This is a genomic window from Agrobacterium sp. MCAB5 (assembly GCF_052114365.1).
In the GTDB taxonomy this organism is placed as follows: Bacteria; Pseudomonadota; Alphaproteobacteria; order Rhizobiales; family Rhizobiaceae; genus Agrobacterium; species Agrobacterium tumefaciens.
Map to the genome: position 1 here is coordinate 68,557 of NZ_JBFREP010000001.1, position 22,548 is coordinate 91,104.

21 protein-coding genes, 1 tRNA gene and 1 pseudogene are annotated in these 22,548 nt (G+C 58.4%); 12 read left to right on the top strand and 11 right to left on the bottom strand.

All coding sequences use genetic code 11. The annotated features are described in order from the left end of the window. Window positions 1-11: 11 nt before the first annotated feature. On the bottom strand, window positions 12-1,913 hold the full coding sequence (gene dnaK, locus AB4Z23_RS00315) for a molecular chaperone DnaK (protein WP_003514373.1): 1,902 nt from the start codon (window positions 1,911-1,913) through the stop codon (window positions 12-14). A gap of 287 nt (window positions 1,914-2,200) precedes the next feature. Then, window positions 2,201-2,290 (bottom strand) — tRNA-Ser (locus AB4Z23_RS00320). 220 nt (window positions 2,291-2,510) lie between these two features. Here AB4Z23_RS00320 and AB4Z23_RS00325 point away from each other — a divergent pair. From AB4Z23_RS00325 to deoA, 10 genes are all read left to right on the top strand, one after another. Next, complete coding sequence (locus tag AB4Z23_RS00325) at window positions 2,511-2,828, top strand: hypothetical protein (protein ID WP_065688473.1); 318 nt, start codon at window positions 2,511-2,513, stop codon at window positions 2,826-2,828. A gap of 77 nt (window positions 2,829-2,905) precedes the next feature. Then, window positions 2,906-3,556, top strand: coding sequence for a peptide-methionine (S)-S-oxide reductase MsrA (gene msrA / locus AB4Z23_RS00330; protein WP_019564547.1), 651 nt, complete (start codon window positions 2,906-2,908; stop codon window positions 3,554-3,556). 214 nt (window positions 3,557-3,770) lie between these two features. Further along, the gene (locus tag AB4Z23_RS00335; RefSeq protein WP_003514392.1) at window positions 3,771-4,763 is read left to right on the top strand and encodes a BMP family lipoprotein; all 993 of its coding nucleotides are present in this window, start codon (window positions 3,771-3,773) and stop codon (window positions 4,761-4,763) included. 83 nt (window positions 4,764-4,846) lie between these two features. After that, window positions 4,847-6,352, top strand: a complete 1,506-nt coding sequence (locus AB4Z23_RS00340) for an ABC transporter ATP-binding protein (protein WP_441360012.1) — start codon at window positions 4,847-4,849, stop codon at window positions 6,350-6,352. Window positions 6,353-6,359: 7 nt separating this feature from the next. After that, on the top strand, window positions 6,360-7,463 hold the full coding sequence (locus AB4Z23_RS00345; RefSeq protein WP_003514397.1) for an ABC transporter permease: 1,104 nt from the start codon (window positions 6,360-6,362) through the stop codon (window positions 7,461-7,463). Window positions 7,464-7,469: 6 nt separating this feature from the next. Then, a complete protein-coding gene (locus tag AB4Z23_RS00350) occupies window positions 7,470-8,441 on the top strand; it encodes an ABC transporter permease (RefSeq protein ID WP_003514401.1) in 972 nt (323 codons plus the stop codon). A gap of 19 nt (window positions 8,442-8,460) precedes the next feature. Further along, window positions 8,461-8,850, top strand: coding sequence for a cytidine deaminase (locus AB4Z23_RS00355; protein WP_019564546.1), 390 nt, complete (start codon window positions 8,461-8,463; stop codon window positions 8,848-8,850). Beyond that, entirely contained in the window at window positions 8,850-9,650 is an 801-nt protein-coding gene (locus AB4Z23_RS00360) for a purine-nucleoside phosphorylase (RefSeq protein ID WP_003514406.1), read from the top strand. Before AB4Z23_RS00355 ends, AB4Z23_RS00360 begins: the two co-directional genes overlap by 1 nt. 2 nt (window positions 9,651-9,652) lie before the next feature. After that, complete coding sequence (gene deoC / locus AB4Z23_RS00365) at window positions 9,653-10,426, top strand: deoxyribose-phosphate aldolase (RefSeq protein WP_003514408.1); 774 nt, start codon at window positions 9,653-9,655, stop codon at window positions 10,424-10,426. Then, window positions 10,423-11,739, top strand: a complete 1,317-nt coding sequence (gene deoA, locus AB4Z23_RS00370) for a thymidine phosphorylase (protein ID WP_081308565.1) — start codon at window positions 10,423-10,425, stop codon at window positions 11,737-11,739. The genes deoC and deoA overlap by 4 nt, the downstream gene beginning before the upstream one ends. On the opposite strand, the gene AB4Z23_RS00375 is transcribed toward deoA, so the two are convergent. The 5 genes from AB4Z23_RS00375 to AB4Z23_RS00395 all read right to left on the bottom strand — a co-directional run bounded on the left by AB4Z23_RS00375 (window position 11,732) and on the right by AB4Z23_RS00395 (window position 16,193). Further along, window positions 11,732-12,253, bottom strand: coding sequence for a TIGR02281 family clan AA aspartic protease (locus AB4Z23_RS00375; protein WP_013635250.1), 522 nt, complete (start codon window positions 12,251-12,253; stop codon window positions 11,732-11,734). The two genes, deoA and AB4Z23_RS00375, sit on opposite strands and share 8 nt — an antisense overlap. Window positions 12,254-12,387: 134 nt before the next feature. Beyond that, window positions 12,388-13,017 carry a uracil phosphoribosyltransferase gene (gene upp / locus AB4Z23_RS00380; protein ID WP_003493096.1) on the bottom strand — a complete coding sequence of 210 codons (630 nt, stop codon included), beginning with the start codon at window positions 13,015-13,017 and terminating at the stop codon, window positions 12,388-12,390. 96 nt (window positions 13,018-13,113) lie between these two features. Further along, window positions 13,114-14,091 (bottom strand): adenosine deaminase, encoded by a 978-nt coding sequence (locus AB4Z23_RS00385; RefSeq protein ID WP_013635251.1) that lies wholly within the window; start codon window positions 14,089-14,091, stop codon window positions 13,114-13,116. Beyond that, window positions 14,088-15,308, bottom strand: coding sequence for a phosphopentomutase (locus tag AB4Z23_RS00390; protein ID WP_421476028.1), 1,221 nt, complete (start codon window positions 15,306-15,308; stop codon window positions 14,088-14,090). Before AB4Z23_RS00390 ends, AB4Z23_RS00385 begins: the two co-directional genes overlap by 4 nt. Before the next feature lie 114 nt (window positions 15,309-15,422). Then, window positions 15,423-16,193, bottom strand: coding sequence for an SURF1 family protein (locus AB4Z23_RS00395; protein WP_421476026.1), 771 nt, complete (start codon window positions 16,191-16,193; stop codon window positions 15,423-15,425). A 90-nt stretch (window positions 16,194-16,283) separates the two neighbouring features. Between AB4Z23_RS00395 and AB4Z23_RS00400 the strand changes: the two are divergent. Beyond that, window positions 16,284-16,445, top strand: a pseudogene (locus AB4Z23_RS00400) (twin-arginine translocation signal domain-containing protein); the annotation flags it as partial. Here AB4Z23_RS00400 and cyoD read toward each other — a convergent pair. The 4 genes from cyoD to cyoA all read right to left on the bottom strand — a co-directional run bounded on the left by cyoD (window position 16,381) and on the right by cyoA (window position 20,561). Then, a complete protein-coding gene (gene cyoD, locus AB4Z23_RS00405) occupies window positions 16,381-16,776 on the bottom strand; it encodes a cytochrome o ubiquinol oxidase subunit IV (protein WP_003514416.1) in 396 nt (131 codons plus the stop codon). The pseudogene AB4Z23_RS00400 and the gene cyoD overlap by 65 nt on opposite strands. Then, complete coding sequence (gene cyoC / locus AB4Z23_RS00410; protein ID WP_003514417.1) at window positions 16,776-17,402, bottom strand: cytochrome o ubiquinol oxidase subunit III; 627 nt, start codon at window positions 17,400-17,402, stop codon at window positions 16,776-16,778. The genes cyoD and cyoC overlap by 1 nt, the downstream gene beginning before the upstream one ends. A gap of 5 nt (window positions 17,403-17,407) precedes the next feature. Next, window positions 17,408-19,411: a cytochrome o ubiquinol oxidase subunit I gene (gene cyoB / locus AB4Z23_RS00415; protein ID WP_003514419.1), complete on the bottom strand. Its 2,004-nt coding sequence runs from the start codon at window positions 19,409-19,411 to the stop codon at window positions 17,408-17,410. A gap of 76 nt (window positions 19,412-19,487) precedes the next feature. Then, window positions 19,488-20,561, bottom strand: coding sequence for a ubiquinol oxidase subunit II (cyoA, locus tag AB4Z23_RS00420; protein ID WP_003514421.1), 1,074 nt, complete (start codon window positions 20,559-20,561; stop codon window positions 19,488-19,490). A gap of 306 nt (window positions 20,562-20,867) precedes the next feature. Between cyoA and AB4Z23_RS00425 the strand changes: the two genes are divergently transcribed. Continuing rightward, window positions 20,868-22,196, top strand: a complete 1,329-nt coding sequence (locus AB4Z23_RS00425) for an MFS transporter (RefSeq protein WP_003514422.1) — start codon at window positions 20,868-20,870, stop codon at window positions 22,194-22,196. Window positions 22,197-22,548: the final 352 nt, after the last annotated feature.

Below are 22,548 nucleotides of genomic sequence, written 5' to 3' on the forward strand. Positions count from 1 at the left end.
AAGCCACGCTATTACGCGGACTTCTTGTCGTCCTTGATTTCCTCATAGTCGGCGTCGACGACGTCGTCCTTGCCGCCTTCTCCGTTAGCGCCGGCTTCAGCCTGCTGCGCTTCGTAGATGGCCTGACCGAGCTTCATGGAAACTTCCATGAGGGTCTGGGTCTTTGCCTGAATGTCGTCGGCATCCGGTTCGGAAGCCTCAACGGCCGTCTTCAGGCTGGCAATGGCGTCTTCGATAGCCTTGCGGTCGGTTTCGGAAACCTTGTCGCCATATTCCTTCACCGATTTCTCGGTGGAGTGAACGAGGCTTTCGGCCTGGTTCTTGGCTTCGACACCCGCACGACGCTTCTTGTCGGCTTCGGCATTGGCTTCAGCGTCCTTGACCATCTTCTCGATGTCGGCGTCGGAAAGACCACCGGAAGCCTGGATACGGATCTGCTGTTCCTTGCCGGTGCCCTTGTCTTTCGCCGAAACCTGCACGATGCCGTTGGCGTCGATATCGAAGGTCACTTCGATCTGCGGAACGCCGCGGGGTGCCGGCGGCAGGCCTACGAGGTCGAACTGGCCGAGCAGCTTGTTATCCTGTGCCATTTCGCGCTCGCCCTGCGAGACACGGATCGTCACGGCCGACTGGCTGTCTTCGGCGGTCGAGAAGGTCTGGCTCTTCTTCGTCGGGATCGTCGTGTTGCGATCGATCAGACGGGTGAAGACGCCACCCAGCGTTTCGATGCCGAGCGACAGCGGCGTCACGTCGAGAAGCAGAACGTCCTTGACGTCGCCCTGCAGAACGCCGGCCTGAATGGCGGCGCCCATGGCAACCACTTCATCAGGGTTCACGCCCTTGTGCGGCTCCTTGCCGAACAGCTGCTTGACGACTTCCTGTACCTTCGGCATGCGGCTCATGCCACCAACGAGAACGACTTCATCGATCTCGGCAGCGGTAACGCCGGCATCCTTAAGGGCAGCCTTGCAAGGGGCGACGGTGCGCTGCACCAGATCGTCCACCAGGCTTTCGAACTTGGCGCGGGTCAGCTTCAGCGTCAGGTGCTTCGGACCGGAAGCATCAGCCGTGATGAACGGCAGGTTGATTTCGGTCTGCTGCGAGGACGAAAGTTCGATCTTGGCCTTTTCGGCAGCTTCCTTGAGGCGCTGCAGAGCGAGCTTGTCGTTCTTCAGGTCGATGCCCTGATCCTTCTTGAACTCGCCGGCCAGATATTCGACCAGACGCATGTCGAAGTCTTCACCGCCGAGGAAGGTGTCGCCGTTGGTGGACTTCACTTCGAAAACGCCGTCGCCGATTTCCAGAACGGAAATATCGAAGGTGCCGCCGCCAAGGTCGTAAACGGCGATGGTCTTGCCGTCCTTCTTGTCGAGGCCGTAAGCGAGGGCTGCTGCGGTCGGCTCGTTGATGATGCGCAGGACGTCCAGACCGGCGATGCGGCCGGCATCCTTGGTGGCCTGGCGCTGGGCGTCGTTAAAGTATGCCGGAACGGTGATGACGGCCTTCTCGACCTTTTCGCCGAGGTAGGATTCAGCCGTTTCCTTCATCTTCTGAAGGATCATCGCGGAAATCTGCGAAGGGGAATAGTTCTTGTCCTGAGCCTTCACCCATGCGTCGCCATTATCGCCCTTGACGATTTCAAAGGGAACGAGAGCCTTGTCCTTTTCGACGGTCGGGTCTTCATAACGGCGACCGATGAGGCGCTTGACCGCAAACAGAGTGTTGGTCGGGTTGGTGACCGCCTGGCGCTTAGCCGGCTGGCCGACAAGGCGTTCGCCATCGTCGGAAAATGCCACCATGGATGGCGTAGTGCGCGCGCCTTCCGCGTTTTCAATAACTTTCGTGTCCTTGCCGTCCATCACTGCAACGCAGGAATTGGTTGTGCCAAGGTCGATACCGATTACTTTTGCCATGCTCTTCTCTCCTTGAAGCGAGCTGTCGGAACCCCGTGAGGCATTCCATGGACAACTCCTTGACTTGGATTTGCAGTATTCGCTGCTGTTATGCGGCGTATATAAGGAGCGATTTTTCCTGCTGCAAGGCGCAAGAGAGGGTGAAGCGCTGCAAAAAAGCGGATGAAACCCCTGTCAGTGCAGAAGCATAGCCATCAAGGCTTGCAGAAGGGCAAAAACGTGACTTTGACTGCCACGGTCATGGCGATGCGGAGGCGCGTTTATAAAGTCATTGAGGTGAGGTGAAATGGCGGACAGGGTGGGATTCGAACCCACGGTACGCTTTCACGCACACACGCGTTCCAGGCGTGCGCCTTAAACCACTCGGCCACCTGTCCTTTTTTCAAATCTGCATGTTTTGAGGAATGCAAATCACTGGAACGGCGCGATATATACCGATGAATTCGCTGGGATCAACACGAATCTGACAGTTTTTTGAATTGTCGGCAATTTCCTGCCTTCCGATGCGATTGCAAACCGGTTTTCCCGCCTTTATCGATGCAATATATCTTTCAAAACATGGCTGTCGAAACGACGGGCCGCAACCGAGGTATCCTGATGAAAGCTTTTTTGCGGTTTTTGAGCTTTCTTCTTCTCATTGCAGCTGTTTTTCTTGGCGTACTCGATTCGATCCGCTCGGTTTCCACATCCTCGGTCAATATCACCGGCATCCTGTCCGTCTGGGACTATCTTCTTCCTGCCTCGCGCACCATGGTGGAAACGGCCTTGGCTCACTATATTCACCCTGAAGCGTGGCGCTTCATTGAAAATGCCCTGTCGGGACTGCCGGCATTTGCTTTTTTCCTCGCGCTATCCCTGCTTTGCTGGATGGCCGGTTACAGGAAGCGCAAAGTGATGAGGCGTTCGTCAGTCTGAATTTATCAACTGACAGCGCGCGCGCCCCGCAGATGTGAACCCTGAGAAGCGGCATAATCGGCCGCACGGAGGACCGAATGTTCCTGTTCGATACGCTTTCAAAAAAGACGACGATGCCGACCGAAGAGACGGCTTTGCCCGGCCGTGAAGAGGCGCTTGCCGTGCCCGAGACCCATTTCGTCAATGGCCGGCCCTTGAAGGGGCCTTATCCCGATGGTTTGGAAATCATCTATCTGGGTATGGGTTGCTTCTGGGGTGCGGAGCGCCTGTTCTGGCAGACGCCGGGTGTGTGGGTGACGGCGGTGGGTTATGCCGGCGGTTTTACCCGCAATCCCACCTATCAGGAGACAACGACGGGCCAGACGGGCCACGCCGAAGTGGTCAAGGTCGTCTACGATCCGGCCGTCATCTCGCTGTCAGGCCTGCTTAAGATATTCTTCGAGGAGCATGATCCGACGCAAGGGATGCGGCAGGGCAACGACGTCGGCACGACCTATCGTTCCGCCATCTATGCCAATACCGAAGGCCAGTTGCAGCAGGCGCAGAAGGCGCACGACGCTTTTCAGCAGGCTTTGGACGAGGCGGGGCATGGCCGCGCCATCACCACCGAAATTGGACCGCTTGAAACATTTTATTACGCGGAAGACTATCACCAGCAATATCTTGCCAAGAATCCGGGCGGCTACTGCGGGCTCAGGGGAACCGGCGTAAGCTGCAATATCGACTAGATTTTTTGCACGTTGCCCAGGTGGAAAGACCAAAAAAACGCCAGAATAAAGTTTTTCCACCGGGTCAAAAAAACCGGATGAATTTTTCATTGAGCCATGCAAGGATATGAGCCAAGCACAGCCGGGATAACGGCTGGCGGTTCCGCAGACATTCCCGGTCAACGGGTTTGCGGGAGGACCCTTAAAATATCAATTGCAACAACAGGGCTGCACAATGAAAAAATCCCTTCTGACGCTTTTTGCGCTCGCCGCCATGTCGGCTTCCGCGCTTGCTGCCGATATCAAGCCGGCATTGGTTTATGGTACGGGCGGCAAGTTCGACAAGTCGTTCAACGAAGCCGCCGCGGCTGGCGCTGAAAAGTTCAAGGCAGAAACGGGCATCGAGTTCCGCGATTTTGAACCGACCAGCGATACGCAGGGTGAGCAGGCTATCCGCAACTTCGCCAGCAAGGGCTTTAACCCGGTTGTTGCCGTGTCCTTCGCCTGGACGTCGGCCATGGAAAAGGTTGCAGCCGAATTCCCTGACACCAAGTTCGTCATCGTCGACTCCGTCGTCGAGCTGCCGAATGTCCGCTCGGTCGTCTACAAGGAGCACGAAGGCTCTTATCTCGTCGGTCTTCTGGCAGGCATGGCCTCCAAGACCGGTAAGGTCGGCTTCATCGGCGGCATGGATATTCCGCTGATCCGTAAATTCGCCTGTGGTTATGCGCAGGGCGCCAAGGCTGCCAACGACAAGATCGAAGTCTTCCAGAACATGACCGGCACCACGGGTGCGGCCTGGAATGATCCGGTGCGCGGTGGCGAACTGACCAAGAACCAGATCGACCAGGGCGCTGACGTGATCTACGCGGCAGCCGGTGCGACCGGTATCGGCGTGTTGCAGACCGCTGCCGACAACAAGAAATTCTCGATCGGCGTCGATTCCAACCAGAACCACCTGCACCCCGGCTCGGTTCTGACCTCGATGGTCAAGCGCGTCGATCTGGCCGTCTACAACGCCTACAAGGATGCCAAGGACGACAAGTTCACCCCCGGCATCGTTGCTCTCGGCGTCAAGGAAGACGGCGTTGCCTATGCTCTCGACGACAACAACAAGGCCCTGATCACGCCGGAAATGACCGCCGCCGTGGACAAGGCGAAGGCCGACATCATTGCCGGCACCATCAAGGTTCATGACTATATGGCGGACAATTCCTGCCCGAAATGATATGATATGTGTCTGGGGCGCATGGTGATTTTTCACCTTGCGCCCTTTTCATATCCAGCCTTCGGAGAGGTTTCGGTTTGAGTATGGACCCAGCAATCGAACTCGTGGGCATCGATAAAAAATTCGGTGCCGTTCACGCCAATAAGAATATCAACCTGACCGTTGCCAAGGGTACGATCCACGGCATCATCGGGGAAAACGGTGCCGGAAAATCGACCCTGATGTCGATCCTCTACGGTTTTTACCAGGCTGATGCCGGTGAAATCCGGGTAAACGGCGCGCCGGTATCGATCCGCGACAGCCAGGCTGCGATCAGTGCGGGCATCGGCATGGTGCATCAGCATTTCATGCTGGTGGAAAATTTCACCGTGCTGGAAAACGTCATGCTGGGCGCGGAAGGCGGCGCATCGCTTGCCAAGGGCAGGGCGGCTGCGCGCAAGGAGTTGAAGCGCCTTGAAGACGACTACGGGCTGGAAGTAGATCCGGATGCTGTGATCGAAGAACTGCCGGTCGGCCTGCAACAGCGCGTCGAAATCCTGAAAGCCATGTATCGTGGCGCCGAAATCCTGATCCTCGACGAGCCGACCGGCGTTCTCACGCCTGCGGAAGCCGATCATCTTTTCAAGATCCTCGGTGTCCTGCGTGAGCAGGGCAAAACCGTCATCCTCATCACCCACAAGCTGCGCGAGATCATGGCGATCACGGATTCCGTCTCCGTCATGCGCCGCGGCGAAATGGTGGCGACCCGCAAAACCTCCGAAACCAGCGTTGAGGAACTGGCCGAACTGATGGTCGGCCGTCGCGTGCTGCTGCGGGTGGAAAAAGGCGAGACGACGCCGGGCGAGGTTCTCCTTTCCATCCGTAATCTGACCGTCAAGGACAGCCGGGGCGTCACCATGGTGGACGATGTCTCGCTGGATGTCCGCGCCGGCGAAATCGTCGGCATCGCCGGTGTGGCCGGCAATGGCCAGTCCGAACTTCTCGAAGCGATCGCAGGCATCCGCAAGCCTTACTCGGGAGAGATATGGGTGGCCGGGCAGAAGGTTGACCGACCCGATCCGTCCATTCTGCGCGAACTCGGTCTCGCACATATTCCGGAAGACCGGCACCATATGGGGCTGGTGCTGAAATTCGAGGAATATGAAAATTCCATCCTCGGCTATCACCATGACGAGCGATACGGCAAAGGCCCTTTCCTCAACCCCGAGGCCATCCGCAAGGATGCAGTCGAAAAGATCGAGAAATACGATATCCGCCCGTCGAACCCGCAGCTGAAGACCGCCAATTTTTCCGGCGGCAACCAGCAGAAGATCGTCGTTGCCCGCGAAATCGAGCGTGACCCCAAGATGCTGATCATCGGCCAGCCGACCCGCGGTGTGGATATCGGCGCCATCGAATTCATCCATCGCCGCATCATCGAAATGCGCGATGCCGGCAAGGCGATCTTGCTGGTTTCGGTTGAACTCGATGAAATCCGTTCCCTTTCGGACCGGATCATGGTCATGTTCGCCGGGCGTGTCGTTGGAGAAAAAACGGCGGAAGCCGAAGAACAGACGCTGGGCCTGATGATGGCCGGCATCGCCGCATGAGGCATGAATGAGCACCGCTTCCGTACCCCTGCCAAACTGGATCACCTACGGCCTCCTGCCGTTTTTAAATGTAGTTACCGCATTTCTGATTTCCGGCCTCGTCGTCTGGTCGATCGGTGAAAATCCGCTCGCGGCGCTTCGCCTGCTCATCGAAGGTGCGCTAGGTCGTGGCGATGCCATCGGCTTCACGCTGTTTTATACGACGAGTTTCATCTTCACCGGCCTATCTGTGGCGGTCGCCTTCCATGCCGGTCTGTTCAACATCGGTTCTGAAGGCCAGGCCTATATTGGCGGACTGGGCGCGGCGCTGGTGGCGCTGGCGCTCGACCGTTATGTGCCCTGGTATGTGACGATGCCCTTCGCCATCATCGGCGCTGCGGTTTTCGGCGCGGCCTGGGCGTTTATTCCAGCATGGCTGCAGGCAAAACGCGGTAGCCACGTCGTCATAACCACCATCATGTTCAACTTCATCGCTGCGGCGTTGATGGTCTATCTGCTGGTGAACGTGCTGATCGTGCCGGGCAAGATGGCGCCGGAAACGCGCACCTTTCTGCCAGGTGGGCAATTGCCGAAGCTCGACTGGCTGATGGCGCTGTTCGGCCTGAAGCTCGGGCCGGCGCCGTTCAACGTCTCCTTCATCATCGCACTGGTCATGTGTTTTCTCGTCTGGGTGCTGATCTGGCGCACCAAGCTCGGTTATGAGATGCGCACGCTCGGCGTCAGCCCCTCGGCCGCCGTCTATGCCGGCATTCCCTATGCGCGCACCGTCATCATCGCCATGCTCATTTCCGGCGGTCTGGCAGGTATGATGGCGCTGAACCCGGTCATGGGCGCGTCCGCCCGCTTGCAGGTGGAATTTGTCGGCGGTGCGGGTTTCGTCGGCATCGCCGTCTCGCTGATGGGGCGAAGCCACCCGCTCGGCATTCTGTTTTCGGCGCTGCTGTTCGGCATTCTCTATCAGGGCGGTGCAGACCTCTCTTTCGAGATGCCGAATATTACCCGTGAGATGATCGTCGTCATCCAGGGTCTGGTTATCCTGTTTGCCGGCGCGCTCGAATACATGTACCGGCCGGCGATCGTCCGCATCTACCAGCGCTTGGCAAAGGGGTGAGCTGATATGGATTTCTTCGATATGCTGGTCAGCATTCTCGGCTCGACCGTCCGTCTCACCATCCCGCTTCTGTTTACGGCGCTTGCCGGGCTGTTTTCCGAACGCGCGGGCGTGTTCGATATCGGCCTTGAAGGCAAGATGCTGGCGGCAGCCTTTGCTTCGGCTTGTGTCGCCTATCTCACCGCAAATCCCTGGGCAGGCCTGCTTGCGGGCATCGCCGTCTCCATCCTGTTTTCGCTGATCCACGGCTTTGCCGTCATCACAAATCGCGGCAACCAGATCGTTTCGGGCGTGGCGCTTAACTTCATTGCCGCCGGTCTGACGGTGGTTCTGGGGCAGGCGTGGTTCGGGCAGGGCGGGCGCACGCCGCAATTGCCGGGCGAAGGCCGTTTCGCACCGATCATCCTGCCTGGTGCGGATGCGATGCGCGAAGTGCCTTTCATCGGCCCGCTCTACGCCAATGTCATTTCCGGCAACAATATCCTGACCTATCTCGCCTTTCTGGCAGTGCCGCTGTCCTGGTGGGTGCTTTACCGCACCCGTTTCGGCCTTCGCCTGCGCGCGGTGGGTGAAAATCCGGGCGCGGTCGATACGGCGGGCATTTCGGTGACATGGATGCGTTACCGCGCCGTCATCGTTGCCGGCTTCCTCTGCGGTTTCTCGGGCGCCTATCTCGCCGTTGCGCAATCGGCGGCCTTCATCGCCAACATGTCGGCCGGCAAGGGCTATATCGCACTAGCCGCGCTGATCTTCGCGAAATGGAAGCCGGTGCCGGTCATGTTCGCATGCCTGCTCTTCGGTTTCCTGGATGCTTTCGCCAACTTCATGCAGGGCAAATCCGTGCCGGGTATCGGTGAAGTGCCGGTGCAGATTTTCCAGGCCATGCCCTATATTCTGACCTGCATCCTGCTTGCCGGTTTCATCGGCGTCGCCAAGCCCCCCAAGGCCGGTGGCGTTGCCTATGCGAAGGAGCGTTAAATCCATGTCCCGTGAACCAATGTCCCATCAGTTGTTCGAGGCAGCGGTGGAGGCCATGGCCTTTGCCCATGCGCCCTATTCGAAATTCCCTGTCGGTGCGGCAATCCGCGCTGAAGACGGTAAGATCTACAAGGGCGCCAATATCGAGAACCTCTCCTTCCCTCAAGGCTGGTGCGCCGAGCCTTCGGCCATCAGCGCCATGATCATGGGTGGAGCAAAGAAGATAAGCGAGATCGCCGTCATCGCGGAAAAGCTTGCTCTTTGCCCGCCCTGCGGCGGCTGCCGGCAGAAGATCGCCGAATTCGCCTCGCCAGACACCAAGGTCTATCTCTGTGACGAAACCGGTGTTCAGAAGGTCATGACCATGGATGAACTTTTGCCCTTCAGCTTCAAGACCGAGCTGCCCTGATGCCGGATACGCTGATCGATATTCTGGTGGAGCGTCTGAATGGCCTGATGCCGCGCATCGCCATCGTGCTGGGCTCAGGCCTGGGGTCGCTTGTGGACGAGGTCAGCGATGCGATCCGCGTGCCCTATGCCGAACTTCCCGGTTTCCCTGCAAGCGGCGTTTCTGGCCATGCGGGCGAGTTGGTGGCCGGATATCTCGGTGGCGAGCCGGTGATGATGCTGTCCGGCCGGGTGCACTATTACGAAAAAGGCGATCCGGCCGCCATGCGCGCGGTCATTGAGGCGCTCGCCGGTCTTGGCGTGCAGTCGCTCATCCTCACCAATTCTGCAGGCTCGGTCAGGCAGGACATACCGCCCGGCTCGGTCATGCAGATCACCGATCATATCAATTATTCCGGCATGAACCCGCTGATTGGCGAAGAGAGCGACAACCGCTTCGTCGGCATGACCACGGCTTATGATCCGGACCTGATGCTCGCGATGCGTAATGCCGCGATCCGCGCGACGGTGCCCTTGTTCGGCGGCGTCTATATGTGGTTTTCCGGCCCGAGTTTCGAAACGCCGGCGGAAATCCGCATGGCGCGGCTGCTGGGTGCGGATGCCGTCGGCATGTCCACCGTGCCGGAAGTCATCCTCGCCCGCTTTTTCGGGATGCGCGTTGCCGCCGCATCGGTTATTACCAATTACGGTGCCGGCATGACTGGCGCTGAACTGAGCCATGAGGAAACCAAGGACATGGCTCCGGTAGGCGGCAAGAGGCTTGCCGCCATCTTGAAAGAAATGATCGCAGGAGGAGCGTGACCATGGAACTCCAGCGTCCGCGCGAAGCGGCTGCCCTGACACTATCCTTGCTGGACCTGACCAACCTCAAGGAAGACTGCACGCCCGAGCAGATTGCTGCTTTGTGCCAGAGGGCTCATACCGAATACGGCAATACCGCCGCGATCTGCATCTGGCCGCGTTTCGTCGCCCAGGCGCGTGCCGCTTTCGGAAAAGACCATGCGATCCGTATCGCCACGGTCGTCAATTTTCCTTCGGGCGATCTGGATGTTGCGACCGTGGTGGCGGAGACCGAGGCGGCTATCCGCGACGGTGCCGACGAAATCGATCTGGTCATCCCCTATCGTAAGTTCATAGCAGGCGATGAAACGGCTGTTTCCGAGATGGTGGCTGCCGTACGCAAGGTCTGCGTCGCACCCGTTCTTCTCAAGGTCATTCTCGAAACCGGCGAGCTGAAGGACAAGGCTCTTATTCGTCGTGCTTCCGAACTCGCCATTGCCGAAGGGGCCGATTTCATCAAGACCTCAACAGGTAAGGTCGCCATCAACGCCACGCTGGAAGCCGCCGATATCATGTTGCAGGCGATCCGCGACAGTAGGCAGAAGGTGGGCTTCAAGCCTGCCGGCGGTGTCGGCACGGTGGAAGACGCCACGCTTTATCTGCGGCTGGCGGAAACCATCATGGCGCCCGACTGGGCCATGCCGTCCACGTTCCGCTTCGGCGCTTCCGGCGTTCTCGATGATGTCCTGAACGTGCTGGCCGGTGGCGAACCGGCCAAGGCCGCCAGCGGGTATTGAGCTTGATCCCGCAGGAAATCATCCGCCGCAAACGTGATGGCCTGTCTCTTGCGCCGCAGGAGATTGCCGCTTTCATCGAGGCGCTGTCCAAGGACGGCATATCGGAAGGCCAAGCCGCTGCCTTTGCCATGGCGGTGTTTTTCCGGGGTATGAACCGCGACGAGATGGTGGCGTTGACACTCGCCATGCGCGACAGCGGTGATGTCCTGTCCTGGAACGATATTGGCAGGCCGGTGGCGGACAAGCACTCGACCGGTGGCGTCGGCGACAACGTCTCCCTGATGCTCGCCCCGATCGTTGCCGCCTGCGGTCTTGCGGTGCCGATGATTTCCGGCAGGGGTCTTGGCCATACCGGCGGCACGCTCGACAAGCTGGAAGCGATCCCCGGTTACGATGTGATGCCGGACGAAGCCCTGTTCCGCCGGACGGTCAAGACGGTCGGCTGTGCCATCATCGGCCAGACGGGCGATCTCGCCCCCGCAGACAAGCGCCTCTATGCTATCAGGGACGTGACTGCGACGGTGGATTCCATCCCGTTGATCACCGCCTCCATTCTGTCTAAGAAGCTTGCGGCCGGACTTCAGACGCTGGTTCTGGATGTGAAGGTCGGCAACGGCGCTTTCATGCAGAGTGTGGAGGATGCCCGTAATCTCGCCGTCGCGCTGGTCGATGTGGCAAATGGCGCAGGCCTGCCGACGACGGCTCTTATAACCGACATGAACCAGCCGCTTGGCGATGCCGCAGGCAATGCGGTCGAAATCGTCAATTGCCTGGACTTTCTGGCTGGCCGCAAGGCGGGAACGCGTCTCGAAAAGGTGGTTCTTGCCTTTGCTGCGGAAATGCTGGTGCAAGCGGGCAGCGCGGCCACTCTGGATGAAGGCGAGGCGCTGGCTGAGGCCGCCCTTTCCTCCGGGCGTGCCATGGAAGTCTTTGCGAAAATGGTCGCAGCACTTGGCGGGCCTGCGGACTTTGTCGATCATCCATCGCGTTACCTGCCATCGGCGCCGGTCATTCTCCCGGTTTCGGCTGAGCGCAGCGGCTGGCTGGCATCCTGTGCGACGCGCGATCTCGGCATGGTCGTTGTCGAGCTTGGCGGCGGCAGAAGAATGCCGTCAGACAAGATCGACCCCTCGGTCGGGATCTCCGATATCCTGCCGCTCGGCACAAAAGTGGAAAAAGGCGAACCAATCGCCTGCGTCCATGCGGCCTCTAAGCAAGAAGCGGAACTTGCCGTCAAAAGGATTACGGCCTGCTATGGGGTTGCTGACACTGCGATGGAAACCAGCACTGTGGTCCTCGAGCGAATTACCTGACCAGCCTCATTTCGCCACCCGATACCTTGAATGACGATAGTTGTTTCAGGAAGCTCATGCCAACAAGCATGTTGCTCAACGCATTATCTTTCAGCACCATGGCGTCGACATTCTGAACGCGGATCGTGCCGATTTCCACCCGGTCGAGCTTCAGATAGGCCGCCATGGTCTGGCCGTTGGCGGTTGAGATCGGATATTTGAAATCGAGGCTGTTGACGCCGAAACCGAGCCGCCGGGCGATCGTCTCATTGATGGCAACCATGGAGGCGCCGGTATCGACAAGCCCGTCGAAAGATTTGCCGTTGATACGGAAAGCGGCGTTGAAGTGGCCGCGTGCGTCCGCTTTCAGATTGACGCCACCAAGCGAAACGGGTTCCGGTTTGACGGCTTCCGATTTGACTTCGGCTTTTTCCACCTTGGCTTCCGGGCGCGGCTGAAATTTTTCCACCAGCGCCGGAATCTGCGTGGCGCTGACCGAAAGACCGATAAGCAGAAAAATCGTACGCGCCAGCAAGTCGTCGCTCCTGAGAAAGCAGGGTTATCCCTATGCAGAATAGACGCAAAACATGCTGAAATCTTAAAAGAAAAAGCCATTCGCCGCTTGTTGGTCGGCGAATGGCTCAAACGGTTAAGCGATGATGAACGGTGTTATTTCGTGCCGTACATGCGGTCGCCCGCATCGCCGAGGCCGGGAACGATATAACCCTTTTCATTCAGTTGCTTGTCGATTGCGGCAGTATAGATCGGCACATCGGGATGCGCTTCACGGAAATTCTTGATGCCTTCGGGTGCAGCCAGCAGACACAGGAAGCGGATGTTCTTCGCGCCCCGCTCTTTCAGCTTTTCAACCGCAGCGATGGAGGAGTTGCCGGTCGCCAGCATTGGATCGACGACGATGATAAGGCGGGCATCGAGGCTTTCAGGAGCCTTGAAGTAATATTCGACCGCCTCCAGCGTATCGTGATCGCGATACACACCGATATGCGCAACACGCGCCGAAGGCACGAGCTCGAGCATGCCTTCCAGAAGGCCGTTACCGGCACGCAGGATGGAGGCGAAAACCAGCTTCTTGCCCTCCAGCACCGGAGCCTCGATGGTTTCGAGCGGCGTATCGATGGTTTCCATCGTCATTTCAAGGTCGCGCGTCACTTCATAGCAGAGCAGCGTCGAGATTTCCCTGAGCAGGCGGCGGAAGCCGGCTGTCGAGGTTTCCTTCTTGCGCATGATGGTAAGTTTGTGCCGCACCAGCGGATGTTCGATGACTGTGACGCCGTCCATGAAACTGGCCTTCCTTTTTTATCCTGTGCCCCTGTAATTCACCGAAAGCAGGCTTTTCGCAAGCCTTCTTCGCGGTTTTACCCCGCCAACCGATGCCTAGTGGCTATCGAGTTTCGCAAGCAGCCGGGCGCGTGTGACTTCATCCACAAAGGCGCTTTCCAGTGCGGTTCGGGTCATGCGGTTGATCTCGGCATCGCTGAAACCGAAAGCATCCGCAGCCAGCGCATATTCCCGGGCAAGCGAGGTAAAGAAGAATGGCGGATCGTCGGAACTGATGCAGACGCGCACCCCGGCATCGCGCAACGCCCTCAGCGGATGGCTGCCGAAATCGGGATAAACGTTGAGCGCGATATTTGATCCGGGGCAGACCTCAAGCACTGTTCCCGCCTCAACCAGCCGGGCGACGAGAGCGGCGTCTTCGATGGCGCGCACGCCATGCCCGATGCGCGACGGCTTTACGAGGTCGAGCGCATCGACGACGCTTTCCGGTCCGCAGACCTCACCCGCATGGATGGTCAGCCCAAGGCCGGCATCGCGGGCAATGTCGAAGGCGCGTGCATAATCGGCGACGCGGCCCATGCGCTCCTCGCCCGCCATGTTGAAACCGGTCACCAGCGGGTGTTTCGTCCGTGCTGCATATTCAGCCGCCGCGATGACCCGTTCAGGACCGAAATGCCGCTCGCCGGTCACGATGATGCGGGTTTCGATACCGGTCTTTTCTTTCGCGATCCGGATGCCCTCGGCGATACCGGAGAGATAGGCGTCAGCGCCGAGCCCGATGCGGTCGCCATGATCGGGCGAGATGATGAGCTCGCTATAGATCGTATTGGCCTCGGCAAGTTCGGTCAGATAGGTTTGCGTCAGAACCGCATAATCCTCATCGGTCTTGAACACCTGCGCCACCGCATCGTAGCACTGGATGAATTGCGCAAAATCCGACCAGACGTACTGGCCGTCGCGCAGAAAGCTACTGGTGTCTATGCCGTATTTCTCGGCCTGTTTTGCGACGAGGGCAGGGGGTGCCGCACCTTCCAGGTGGCAGTGAATTTCCGCTTTCAGCAAATGCGATGTCAAATGAAGCTCCTGCCGTGCGAACCGGCCTCGATTCCTAGATGGTGGGCGATGCTTTCGCCGATGTCGGCGTAGCTTGAACGAATGCCGACATCGCGGGAGCGGATGCCCGGCCCGAATGCCATGATCGGCACTCTTTCCCGTGTATGGTCCGTGCCCCGCCATGTGGGATCGCAACCATGGTCAGCGGTAAGAATGGCGATGTCGCCCGGCGCCATTTTGCGATGGATTTCCGGAATGCGCGCATCGAAGGCTTCAAGCGCCGCTGCATAACCGGCAACATCGCGGCGATGGCCGTAGAGCATGTCGAAATCGACGAAATTGGTGAAGACAAGATCGCCGTTTTCGGCTTCGTCAATAGCGTGCAGCGTTGCATCCATCAGGGCGCTGTTGCCATTTGCCTTGATGATGCGCGACACACCCTTGTGAGCATAGATATCGCCGATCTTGCCGATCGCGTGCACTTTCCTGCCAGCCTCCACAAGGCGGTCGAGCAACGTCGGTTCGGGCGGCGGAACGGAGAAGTCGCGGCGGTTGCCGGTGCGTTCGAAGGTTGCGACCGTCTCGCCGATGAAGGGACGGGCAATGACACGGCCGATATTCAGCGGATCGAGCAGCTTGCGCACCGTCTCGCAGAGCGTGACGAGCCGCTGCAATCCGAAATGGGTCTCGTGCGCTGCGATCTGGAACACGGAATCGGATGAGGTGTAGCAGATCGGCTTGCCGCTCCTGATATGCTCTTCGCCAAACTTCGCGATGATCTCGGTGCCGGAAGCGTGGCAATTGCCGAGAATGCCTGGAATATCCGCTTGCGTGCAGATGGCTTCCACCAGTTCGGGAGAAAAGGCGTCGCCCTCTGTCGGGAAGTAGCCCCAGTCGAAGGTGACGGGCGTGCCCGCGATCTCCCAATGGCCTGAGGGCGTATCCTTGCCCTTCGATATTTCGCTGGCAGAGCCATGCAGGCCGAAAATACGCTCCGGCGGCTCCATGCCGGCGGGAGTGTCGCCGCTTGATTGTCGTGCAATCTCCAGAAGACCAAGCGAAGACATGTTGGGCAGCTTCAGCGGACCCGCCCGAAGGCCCGGCCTGTCGGCAGCACCTGCCGCGCAGAATTCGGCGATATGACCGAGCGTATTGGCGCCGAGGTCGCCATAATGCTCCGCGTCAGGCGCACCGCCGACACCGAAGGAATCCAGAACGAGAAGAAATGCTCTTGCCATAACTCACCGAAACGAAAATGCGCCGACGGGCAATGTCAGGCCGAACTGTCGTTATAGATCAGCAAAACGTGAAGAAGGAAGTGATTTTATGAACCATCCGGTAAAACCGGCTGTTCAATCCTCTTCCCGTTTCGATTTCGGCGCGTTGAGATTGCGCAGCACGTACCATCCAGCGGCAATTACCATGGCCGCCAGAATGTACCATGTGATGGCGTAGGACAGGTGGTTGTTGGGGAAGGTGAGCATGGTCTTGCCGCCGACCGGTAGGCCACCCGGATTGGGCGTCGCATCGGCATCGACATAAAAGGGCGCCACGCCGGAAAGGCCGGATGCCTGCGATATCTGCGGGATATTGCGGGAGTACCAGCGCCGATTTGCCGGATCGTTGGTTCGAAGGAAAAGCCCGCCGGTTTCTGACGCGCGCATCAGCCCGACGATCTCGACATGCCCGGTTGGCTCCCCTTCCCGGCGCGAGGATGGATCGCGTTTGTCGGAAGGCACGAAGCCGCGATTGACGATGATATTCGATCCGTCATCGCGTCTCAGCGGCGTCATCACCCAGTAGCCGGGCCCGAGATCACTGACCGTATAGACCTGGGCCTCCTTGTCGTTGAGGAAGGTGCCGGACAGTTTCACGCGGCGATATTCATACTCTGCGGGATCGGCAAGGGCCGGCCATTCGCTGGCTGCCGGTGCATCCACAGGTGCGGCATGGGCGCGAGCTTCGACGCGTTCGATGAGATCGAGCTTCCAGAAGAGACGTTGAACCTGCCATGTTCCAAGCGCCAGCAGGAAGCCTGTCAGTAAAATAGTCAGAAGCAGGACGACGATTGCTGCGGGGCGGATGCGTCGCGTGTGCGGGGCGGTTGTCGACGGATCGGTCATGGTTTCACAGTCCTTGCAAGGCCATGCGGTTTGCTGCGGCAACACTGTCGGCTGTCGGCATCCGGGTCTTCCAGCAAATAACCCCATAAATCGCGCCGACGATTCATGGGGTTATGCGCTGCGGGGTCGTGTGCTGGCGCAGAAAGCGGCCCGCCGGAAATCCGGCAGGCCGTTGATCTATGGCTGCTCAGGGCAGGTTTTTCACATCCTCGATGTGCAGTGGCATCATGTTCTTGTTCATGTTGTACATGACCCAGAGTGAGCCGGAGAGCGTGATCAGCAGCACCACGACGGTGAAGATCAGCGCCATGAAGGTCCAGCCGCCTTCGGACTTGGTGTCCATGTGCAGGAAATAGATCATGTGCACGAAGATCTGGATGACGCCGAGACCCATGATCGCGATGACCAGCAGCGTCTTGTTTTCAAGAACGTCGCCCATGACCAGCCAGAACGGGATCGCCGTCAGGATGACCGACAGGACGAAGCCGATCATGTAGCTTTTGAACGTGCCGTGGCTGGCGCCATCATGGTGATGATGGTCGTCGCCATGCGCGTCGTGGTGTGCGTGTGCTTCGGAACTCATCAAAGAACTCCCATGAGATAAACGAAGGAGAAGACGCCGATCCAGATGACGTCAAGGAAGTGCCAGAACATCGACAGGCACATCAGGCGACGCTTGTTTGCGGCGATCAGACCATGTTTTGCGACCTGGAACATCAGTGTGACGAGCCAGATCACGCCGAAGGTGACGTGCAGACCGTGCGTACCAACCAGCGCGAAGAAGGCGGAAAGGAACGCTGAACGCTGTGGACCTGCACCTTCTTCGATCAGGTGATGGAACTCGTAAAGTTCCACGGCGAGGAAGGCGAGACCGAAGAGACCGGTGATGCCGAGCCAGATCAGCGTCGTCTTCACCTTCTGCTTTTCCATTTCCAGCATGGCGAAGCCATAGGTGATGGAAGAGAAAAGCAGGAAGGCCGTGTTGATCGCCACAAGCTTCAGATCGAACAGATCTGCGCCCGAAGGGCCGGCCGCGTAGTTGCGGCCGACAACGGCATAGGTGGCAAACAGCGTTGCGAAGATGAGGCAGTCGCTCATCAGATAGAGCCAGAAGCCCAGCGAGGTGCCGTTCTCCGGATGGTGGTCTTCCTTGAGGTAGAAGACCGGTGTTTCCGCGCCCGCGGCGCTTTGTGCAGGTGTATGAGCCATATTCGTTACGCCTGTTCCGCAAGCAGCTTCGTACGTTCCGCCTCGACTGTCGAAACATCGGAGGCAGGAATGTAGTATTCGCGGTTGTAGTTGAAGGTATGGGCGATCGAGACCGCGATGATTGCGAGCATGGACAGAGCCGCCAGCCACCAGATGTGCCACACCAAGGCAAAGCCAAGCACGACGCTGATGGCGCTGATGATTACGCCCGCACCGGTGTTCTTCGGCATATGGATCGGTATGAAGCCTTCCTTGGGACGGTCGTAACCGCGCTTCTTCATATCCGCCCAGGCGTCGACGTCATGCACAACCGGCGTGAAAGCGAAGTTGTAGGCAGGCGGAGGCGACGAGGTCGACCACTCCAGCGTACGCCCATGATAGGGATCGCCGGTCACGTCACGGAGCTGATCGCGCTTCAAGAAGCTGACGATGAGCTGGATGACGAAGGAAGCGATGCCAAGCGCGATCAGGAAGGCGCCGAAGGCTGCGATCAGGAACCAGATCTGGAGCGAATTGTCTTCGAACTGGCTGATACGGCGGGTCACACCCATCAGGCCGAGAATGTAGAGCGGCATGAAGGCGAAGTAGAAGCCGATGAACCAGAACCAGAAGGACAGCTTGCCCCAGAACGGATCGAGGCGGTAGCCGAAGGCCTTCGGGAACCAGTAAACGATACCCGCAAGCACACCGAACACCACGCCACCGATGATGGTGTTGTGGAAGTGGGCGATGAGGAACAGCGAGTTGTGGAGCACGAAGTCCGCCGGCGGAACAGCGAGAAGAACGCCGGTCATGCCGCCGATGACGAAGGTGATCATGAAACCGATCGTCCACAGCATCGGAACGTCGAACTTGATGCGGCCCTTGTACATGGTGAAGAGCCAGTTGAAGATCTTCGCACCGGTCGGGATCGATATGATCATCGTGGTGATGCCGAAGAAAGCGTTGACGCTTGCGCCGGAACCCATGGTGAAGAAGTGGTGCAGCCACACGATATAGGCGAGGATGGTGATGACACCCGTCGCATAGACCATCGAGGCGTAACCGAAAAGACGCTTGTTGGAGAAGGTCGAGACGATTTCCGAGAAGACGCCGAAGGCCGGCAGCACCAGGATGTAAACTTCGGGATGGCCCCAGATCCAGATGAGGTTGACATACATCATCGGGTTGCCGCCGAGATCGTTGGTGAAGAAATTCGTGCCAACGTAACGGTCAAGGGTCAGAAGGGCGAGCGTGCCGGTCAGGATCGGGAAGGATGCCACGATCAGGATGTTCGAACACAGCGACGTCCAGACGAAGATCGGCAGCCGCATCATGGTCATGCCGGGTGCGCGCATCTTGATGATCGTGACGATCAGGTTGATACCCGAGAGCGTCGTGCCCACACCGGCGATCTGCAGACCCCAGATGTAATAATCCACACCCACGCCCGGACTTCCATCAATGCCGGAAAGCGGCGGATAGGCAAGCCAGCCAGTCTGCGCATATTCACCGATGAATAGCGAGATCATGGTGATGACGGCGCCGGCCGTGGTCATCCAGAACGAGAAGTTGTTGAGGAAGGGGAACGAAACGTCGCGGGCGCCGATTTGCAGCGGCACGACGAAGTTCATGAGACCGGTGATCATCGGCATGGCCATGAAGAAGATCATGATGACGCCATGGGCCGTGAAAATCTGGTCGTAATGGTGCGGCGGAAGATAGCCTTCCGATCCACCAGAGGCGATCGCCTGCTGGACGCGCATCATGATGGCATCTGCGAAACCGCGCAGCAGCATGACGAGTGCCAGAATGATGTACATGATACCGATCTTCTTGTGATCGATGCTCGTGAACCATTCATTCCAGAGATAACCCCACAGCCGGAAATAGGTGAGGGCGCCGACGACGGCGATGCCGCCCAGAGCCACTGCCGCGAAGGTCGCGACGAGAATGGGCTCGTGAAGCGGGATGGACTCCCATGTCAGCTTCCCGAACAGGAATGACGTTTGATCGGAATTGACGATCATTTTTAGCCTCTTGCGATTCTAAGACATAAGATCGGCGCAGCCATTGGCCGCGCCGCATAATGCCGGGACTTATCCGTCAGCCAGCGACTTGTTTCGTTTCCGGCAGCGCCGCGGGTTCGAAAGTCTGTCCTTCGATCGCAGCCGGAGTGGATTGGGGTCCGCTGGCGACACCGTAAGGAGAAAGCGGTGTACAGACGACGGAGTTCAGCGCCTTGGCGATATCGATGCCTTCCTTGCCGCCGCCGCCCTTGGCGTCGATATGCATCATGTCACGCATGCAGAGCTTGTTGGGCTCGACACAGCGGTTGAGGATGGCATCGTAAAGCTGCGGATCGACGGAGGCGAAATATTGCACCGGCTCACGTTCCGAAGGCTTGGCAAAGTCGAGATATTCCTGGCGGCCGAAGCCTTTGCCGCCATCCTTGATCTTCGCAACCCACTGATCGAAGCCTTGCTGGCTGAGACCATGGAACTTGAAGCGCATATGCGAGAAGCCGGGGCCGGAGAAGTTGGCCGAGAAGCCGTCATAAACGCCTTCCTTGTTGATGACCGCGTGCAGCTTGGTCTGCATGCCACCCATGGCGTAGATCTGGCCGGCGAGTGCCGGAACGAAGAACGAATTCATCGCGGTCGTGCCGGTGATCTTGAAGTTGATCGGAACATCGACCGGAGCTGCAAATTCATTGACGCTGCCAATGCCGAGCTCGGGGTAGAAGAACAGCCACTTCCAGTCCATGGCCACCACTTCCACCGTAAGCGGCTTGGTCTCGGCGGTAACCTGACGGTTTTCGTCGATACGCTCCAGCGGGCGGTAGGGGTCGAGACGGTGGGTGGAAATCCAGGTCACCGTGCCTAGCATCAGGATGATGGCGACCGGGGCGGACCAGATCACCATTTCAAGGCGCGTCGAGTGATGCCATTCGGGATCGTAATCCTCGGCCTTCGCCGATTCGCGATACTTCCATGCGAAGAATAGCGTCAGGGCGATAACCGGGACGATGATGAGCAGCATCAGAACCGTGGACGTGATGATGAGGTCGCGCTGCTGGATGGCGACGTCGCCCGAAGGGTTCATCACCACGAGGTTACAGCCGCTAAGCAGCAGCAGTGCGGGGATTGCCAGAAGGGCAGATGTGATTTTCTTGATCATGCGCACGTTCTTTGAACTCGTACAGTTTGGATTATGCCGCGATTAATTGCCGAACATCATTTTTGAAATGAGGTATATTGTCGCGGTGCAGCGAAACCTTCGCGATGCACCATAGGCTTAGCGGAGCCGCGTTTGAAGGCGGAGCGGCTGCATTATCGCATAGGGAGCTTGCGGAGCAAGCCTTTCTTATCAAACTTCAATTGACGTTACGTAGGGTGCGTGTGACAATCCGTCGCATCGTAACGCTAAGGAAGAGGAGCCGGCGCGTTACAGGAAATGGTTCGTCCATGACGCAGGAGGGATATTATGAGTTATACTGATGCTGCTCCATCTTTTGGGCAGGCGCCGGAAGCGAAGGGACATGGGACCGATCCGGTCAAGGTCGATCCGGATCGCATTACAATTGCTGTCATTCTTGCGAGAATGACGGAGTTTTTCGACTTTTTCATCTACGCCATCGCCTCCGCGCTCGTTTTTCCGCATGTCTTCTTTTCCTTCGTCGATCCGCTGACGGCGACGCTTTATTCCTTCGCGGTCTTCTCGCTGGCCTTCATCGCAAGGCCGATCGGTTCATTGATCTTCCTCCAGATCGACCGAAAGTTCGGGCGTGCCGTCAAGCTGATGGCGGCCCTGTTCACGCTTTGCGGTTCCACCATGGCGATCAGCTTTCTTCCGTCCTATGCGGAAGCCGGCATGCTTGCCCCCTGTCTTCTGGCGGTATTCCGTATCGGTCAGGGACTTGGCCTCGGCGGTGCCTGGGATGGTCTTGTCTCGCTCCTCGCCATGAATGCACCGCCGAAGCAGCGCGGCTGGTACGCCATGATGCCGCAAATTGGTGCGGCGATGGGCTTTGGTCTTGCCAGCGCATTCTTCATCGTGTTCGTGACGCAGCTCTCCAGCGCGGAATTCCTGGCCTGGGGCTGGCGCTTCCCGTTCTTCGTTGCACTCGCGCTCAATGTTCTCGCGCTCTTTGCCCGCCTGCGCATGATTGTCACGCCGGAATTCCAGTCCATGCTTGCACAGCATGAGCTGGAGCCGCGCCCCGTGTTCAAGATGCTGCGCTCGCAGTTTCCGGTCGTGCTGACTGGCGCTTTCGTGCCGCTGGCAAGCTTCGCGCTCTTCCATCTCGTCACGGTCTTCCCGCTGAGCTGGGTTTCCCTCAATACCACCCAGCGGGTTTCGGACTTTCTGTTCGTGCAATTCGTCAGCGCCATCATCGCCGGCGGCATGATCGTCGTGTCTGGTATTCTCGCCGACAAAATCGGCCGACGGAAGCTGCTGGCTTTCGCCGCAGTGCTGATCGGTCTTTTCAGCCTCGTGGCGCCGCTCCTGCTGAGTTCGGGCGATATAGGGCGTTATCTTTTCGTCTTGGTCGGCTTTGCATTGCTTGGCCTGTCCTTCGGCCAGGCGGGCGGTGCGCTTGCCTCCCGCTTCAGCCGCGAATACCGTTATACCGGCGCTTCGCTCACCTCGGATATTTCCTGGCTGATCGGCGCTGGTTTTGCACCGCTCGTGGCGCTCGGATTTTCGTCCAAATTCGGACTGTTTGCCGTCGGCATTTACCTGATGTCGGGTGCAGTCTGTACACTGGTCGCACTGTGGTTCAGCCGAACACTGGACATGCCCTCGGAGTGAACAGGGCAATATAAACATCTCTGCAGCCATCGCGCCGCGGAATCCTGTCGGATTTCGCGGCGTTTTTGTTTTTTTATTGCGTGAGGCCGATTTTAATCTTGACTCGGTCCGTCATGAAATATTATGTAAGCAATACTGACGTAATTCAATGTGTCTCACTGCCGGAAATGCCGGCCATCAGGGAACGCAATGCGAACGATGACGATCATTATTTGCGAGAAAGCGGCCAATGCCGCCACGCCGTTTGGCGGCCGCAAAACGACCGTTCGCGCCATTAAACGCCGATAAGCAGAAAAGAAGAGGAGCAGCCAGGTCGCCTGCGGCTCCGCCCGCAGAGTGCCGGCTGACGCGC

Bases quoted from the DNA above. Each gene is read 5' to 3' on its own strand.
- dnaK (WP_003514373.1), bottom strand. From the start codon at position 1,913: ATGGCAAAAGTAATCGGTATCGACCTTGGCACAACCAATTCCTGCGTT.
- AB4Z23_RS00325 (WP_065688473.1), top strand. From the start codon at position 2,511: ATGAAAGCTTTTTTGCGGTTTTTGAGCTTTCTTCTTCTCATTGCAGCT.
- msrA (WP_019564547.1), top strand. From the start codon at position 2,906: ATGTTCCTGTTCGATACGCTTTCAAAAAAGACGACGATGCCGACCGAA.
- AB4Z23_RS00335 (WP_003514392.1), top strand. From the start codon at position 3,771: ATGAAAAAATCCCTTCTGACGCTTTTTGCGCTCGCCGCCATGTCGGCT.
- AB4Z23_RS00340 (WP_441360012.1), top strand. From the start codon at position 4,847: ATGGACCCAGCAATCGAACTCGTGGGCATCGATAAAAAATTCGGTGCC.
- AB4Z23_RS00345 (WP_003514397.1), top strand. From the start codon at position 6,360: ATGAGCACCGCTTCCGTACCCCTGCCAAACTGGATCACCTACGGCCTC.
- AB4Z23_RS00350 (WP_003514401.1), top strand. From the start codon at position 7,470: ATGGATTTCTTCGATATGCTGGTCAGCATTCTCGGCTCGACCGTCCGT.
- AB4Z23_RS00355 (WP_019564546.1), top strand. From the start codon at position 8,461: ATGTCCCATCAGTTGTTCGAGGCAGCGGTGGAGGCCATGGCCTTTGCC.
- AB4Z23_RS00360 (WP_003514406.1), top strand. From the start codon at position 8,850: ATGCCGGATACGCTGATCGATATTCTGGTGGAGCGTCTGAATGGCCTG.
- deoC (WP_003514408.1), top strand. From the start codon at position 9,653: ATGGAACTCCAGCGTCCGCGCGAAGCGGCTGCCCTGACACTATCCTTG.
- upp (WP_003493096.1), bottom strand. From the start codon at position 13,017: ATGGACGGCGTCACAGTCATCGAACATCCGCTGGTGCGGCACAAACTT.
- AB4Z23_RS00390 (WP_421476028.1), bottom strand. From the start codon at position 15,308: ATGGCAAGAGCATTTCTTCTCGTTCTGGATTCCTTCGGTGTCGGCGGT.
- AB4Z23_RS00395 (WP_421476026.1), bottom strand. From the start codon at position 16,193: ATGACCGATCCGTCGACAACCGCCCCGCACACGCGACGCATCCGCCCC.
- cyoD (WP_003514416.1), bottom strand. From the start codon at position 16,776: ATGAGTTCCGAAGCACACGCACACCACGACGCGCATGGCGACGACCAT.
- cyoC (WP_003514417.1), bottom strand. From the start codon at position 17,402: ATGGCTCATACACCTGCACAAAGCGCCGCGGGCGCGGAAACACCGGTC.
- cyoB (WP_003514419.1), bottom strand. From the start codon at position 19,411: ATGATCGTCAATTCCGATCAAACGTCATTCCTGTTCGGGAAGCTGACA.
- cyoA (WP_003514421.1), bottom strand. From the start codon at position 20,561: ATGATCAAGAAAATCACATCTGCCCTTCTGGCAATCCCCGCACTGCTG.
- AB4Z23_RS00425 (WP_003514422.1), top strand. From the start codon at position 20,868: ATGAGTTATACTGATGCTGCTCCATCTTTTGGGCAGGCGCCGGAAGCG.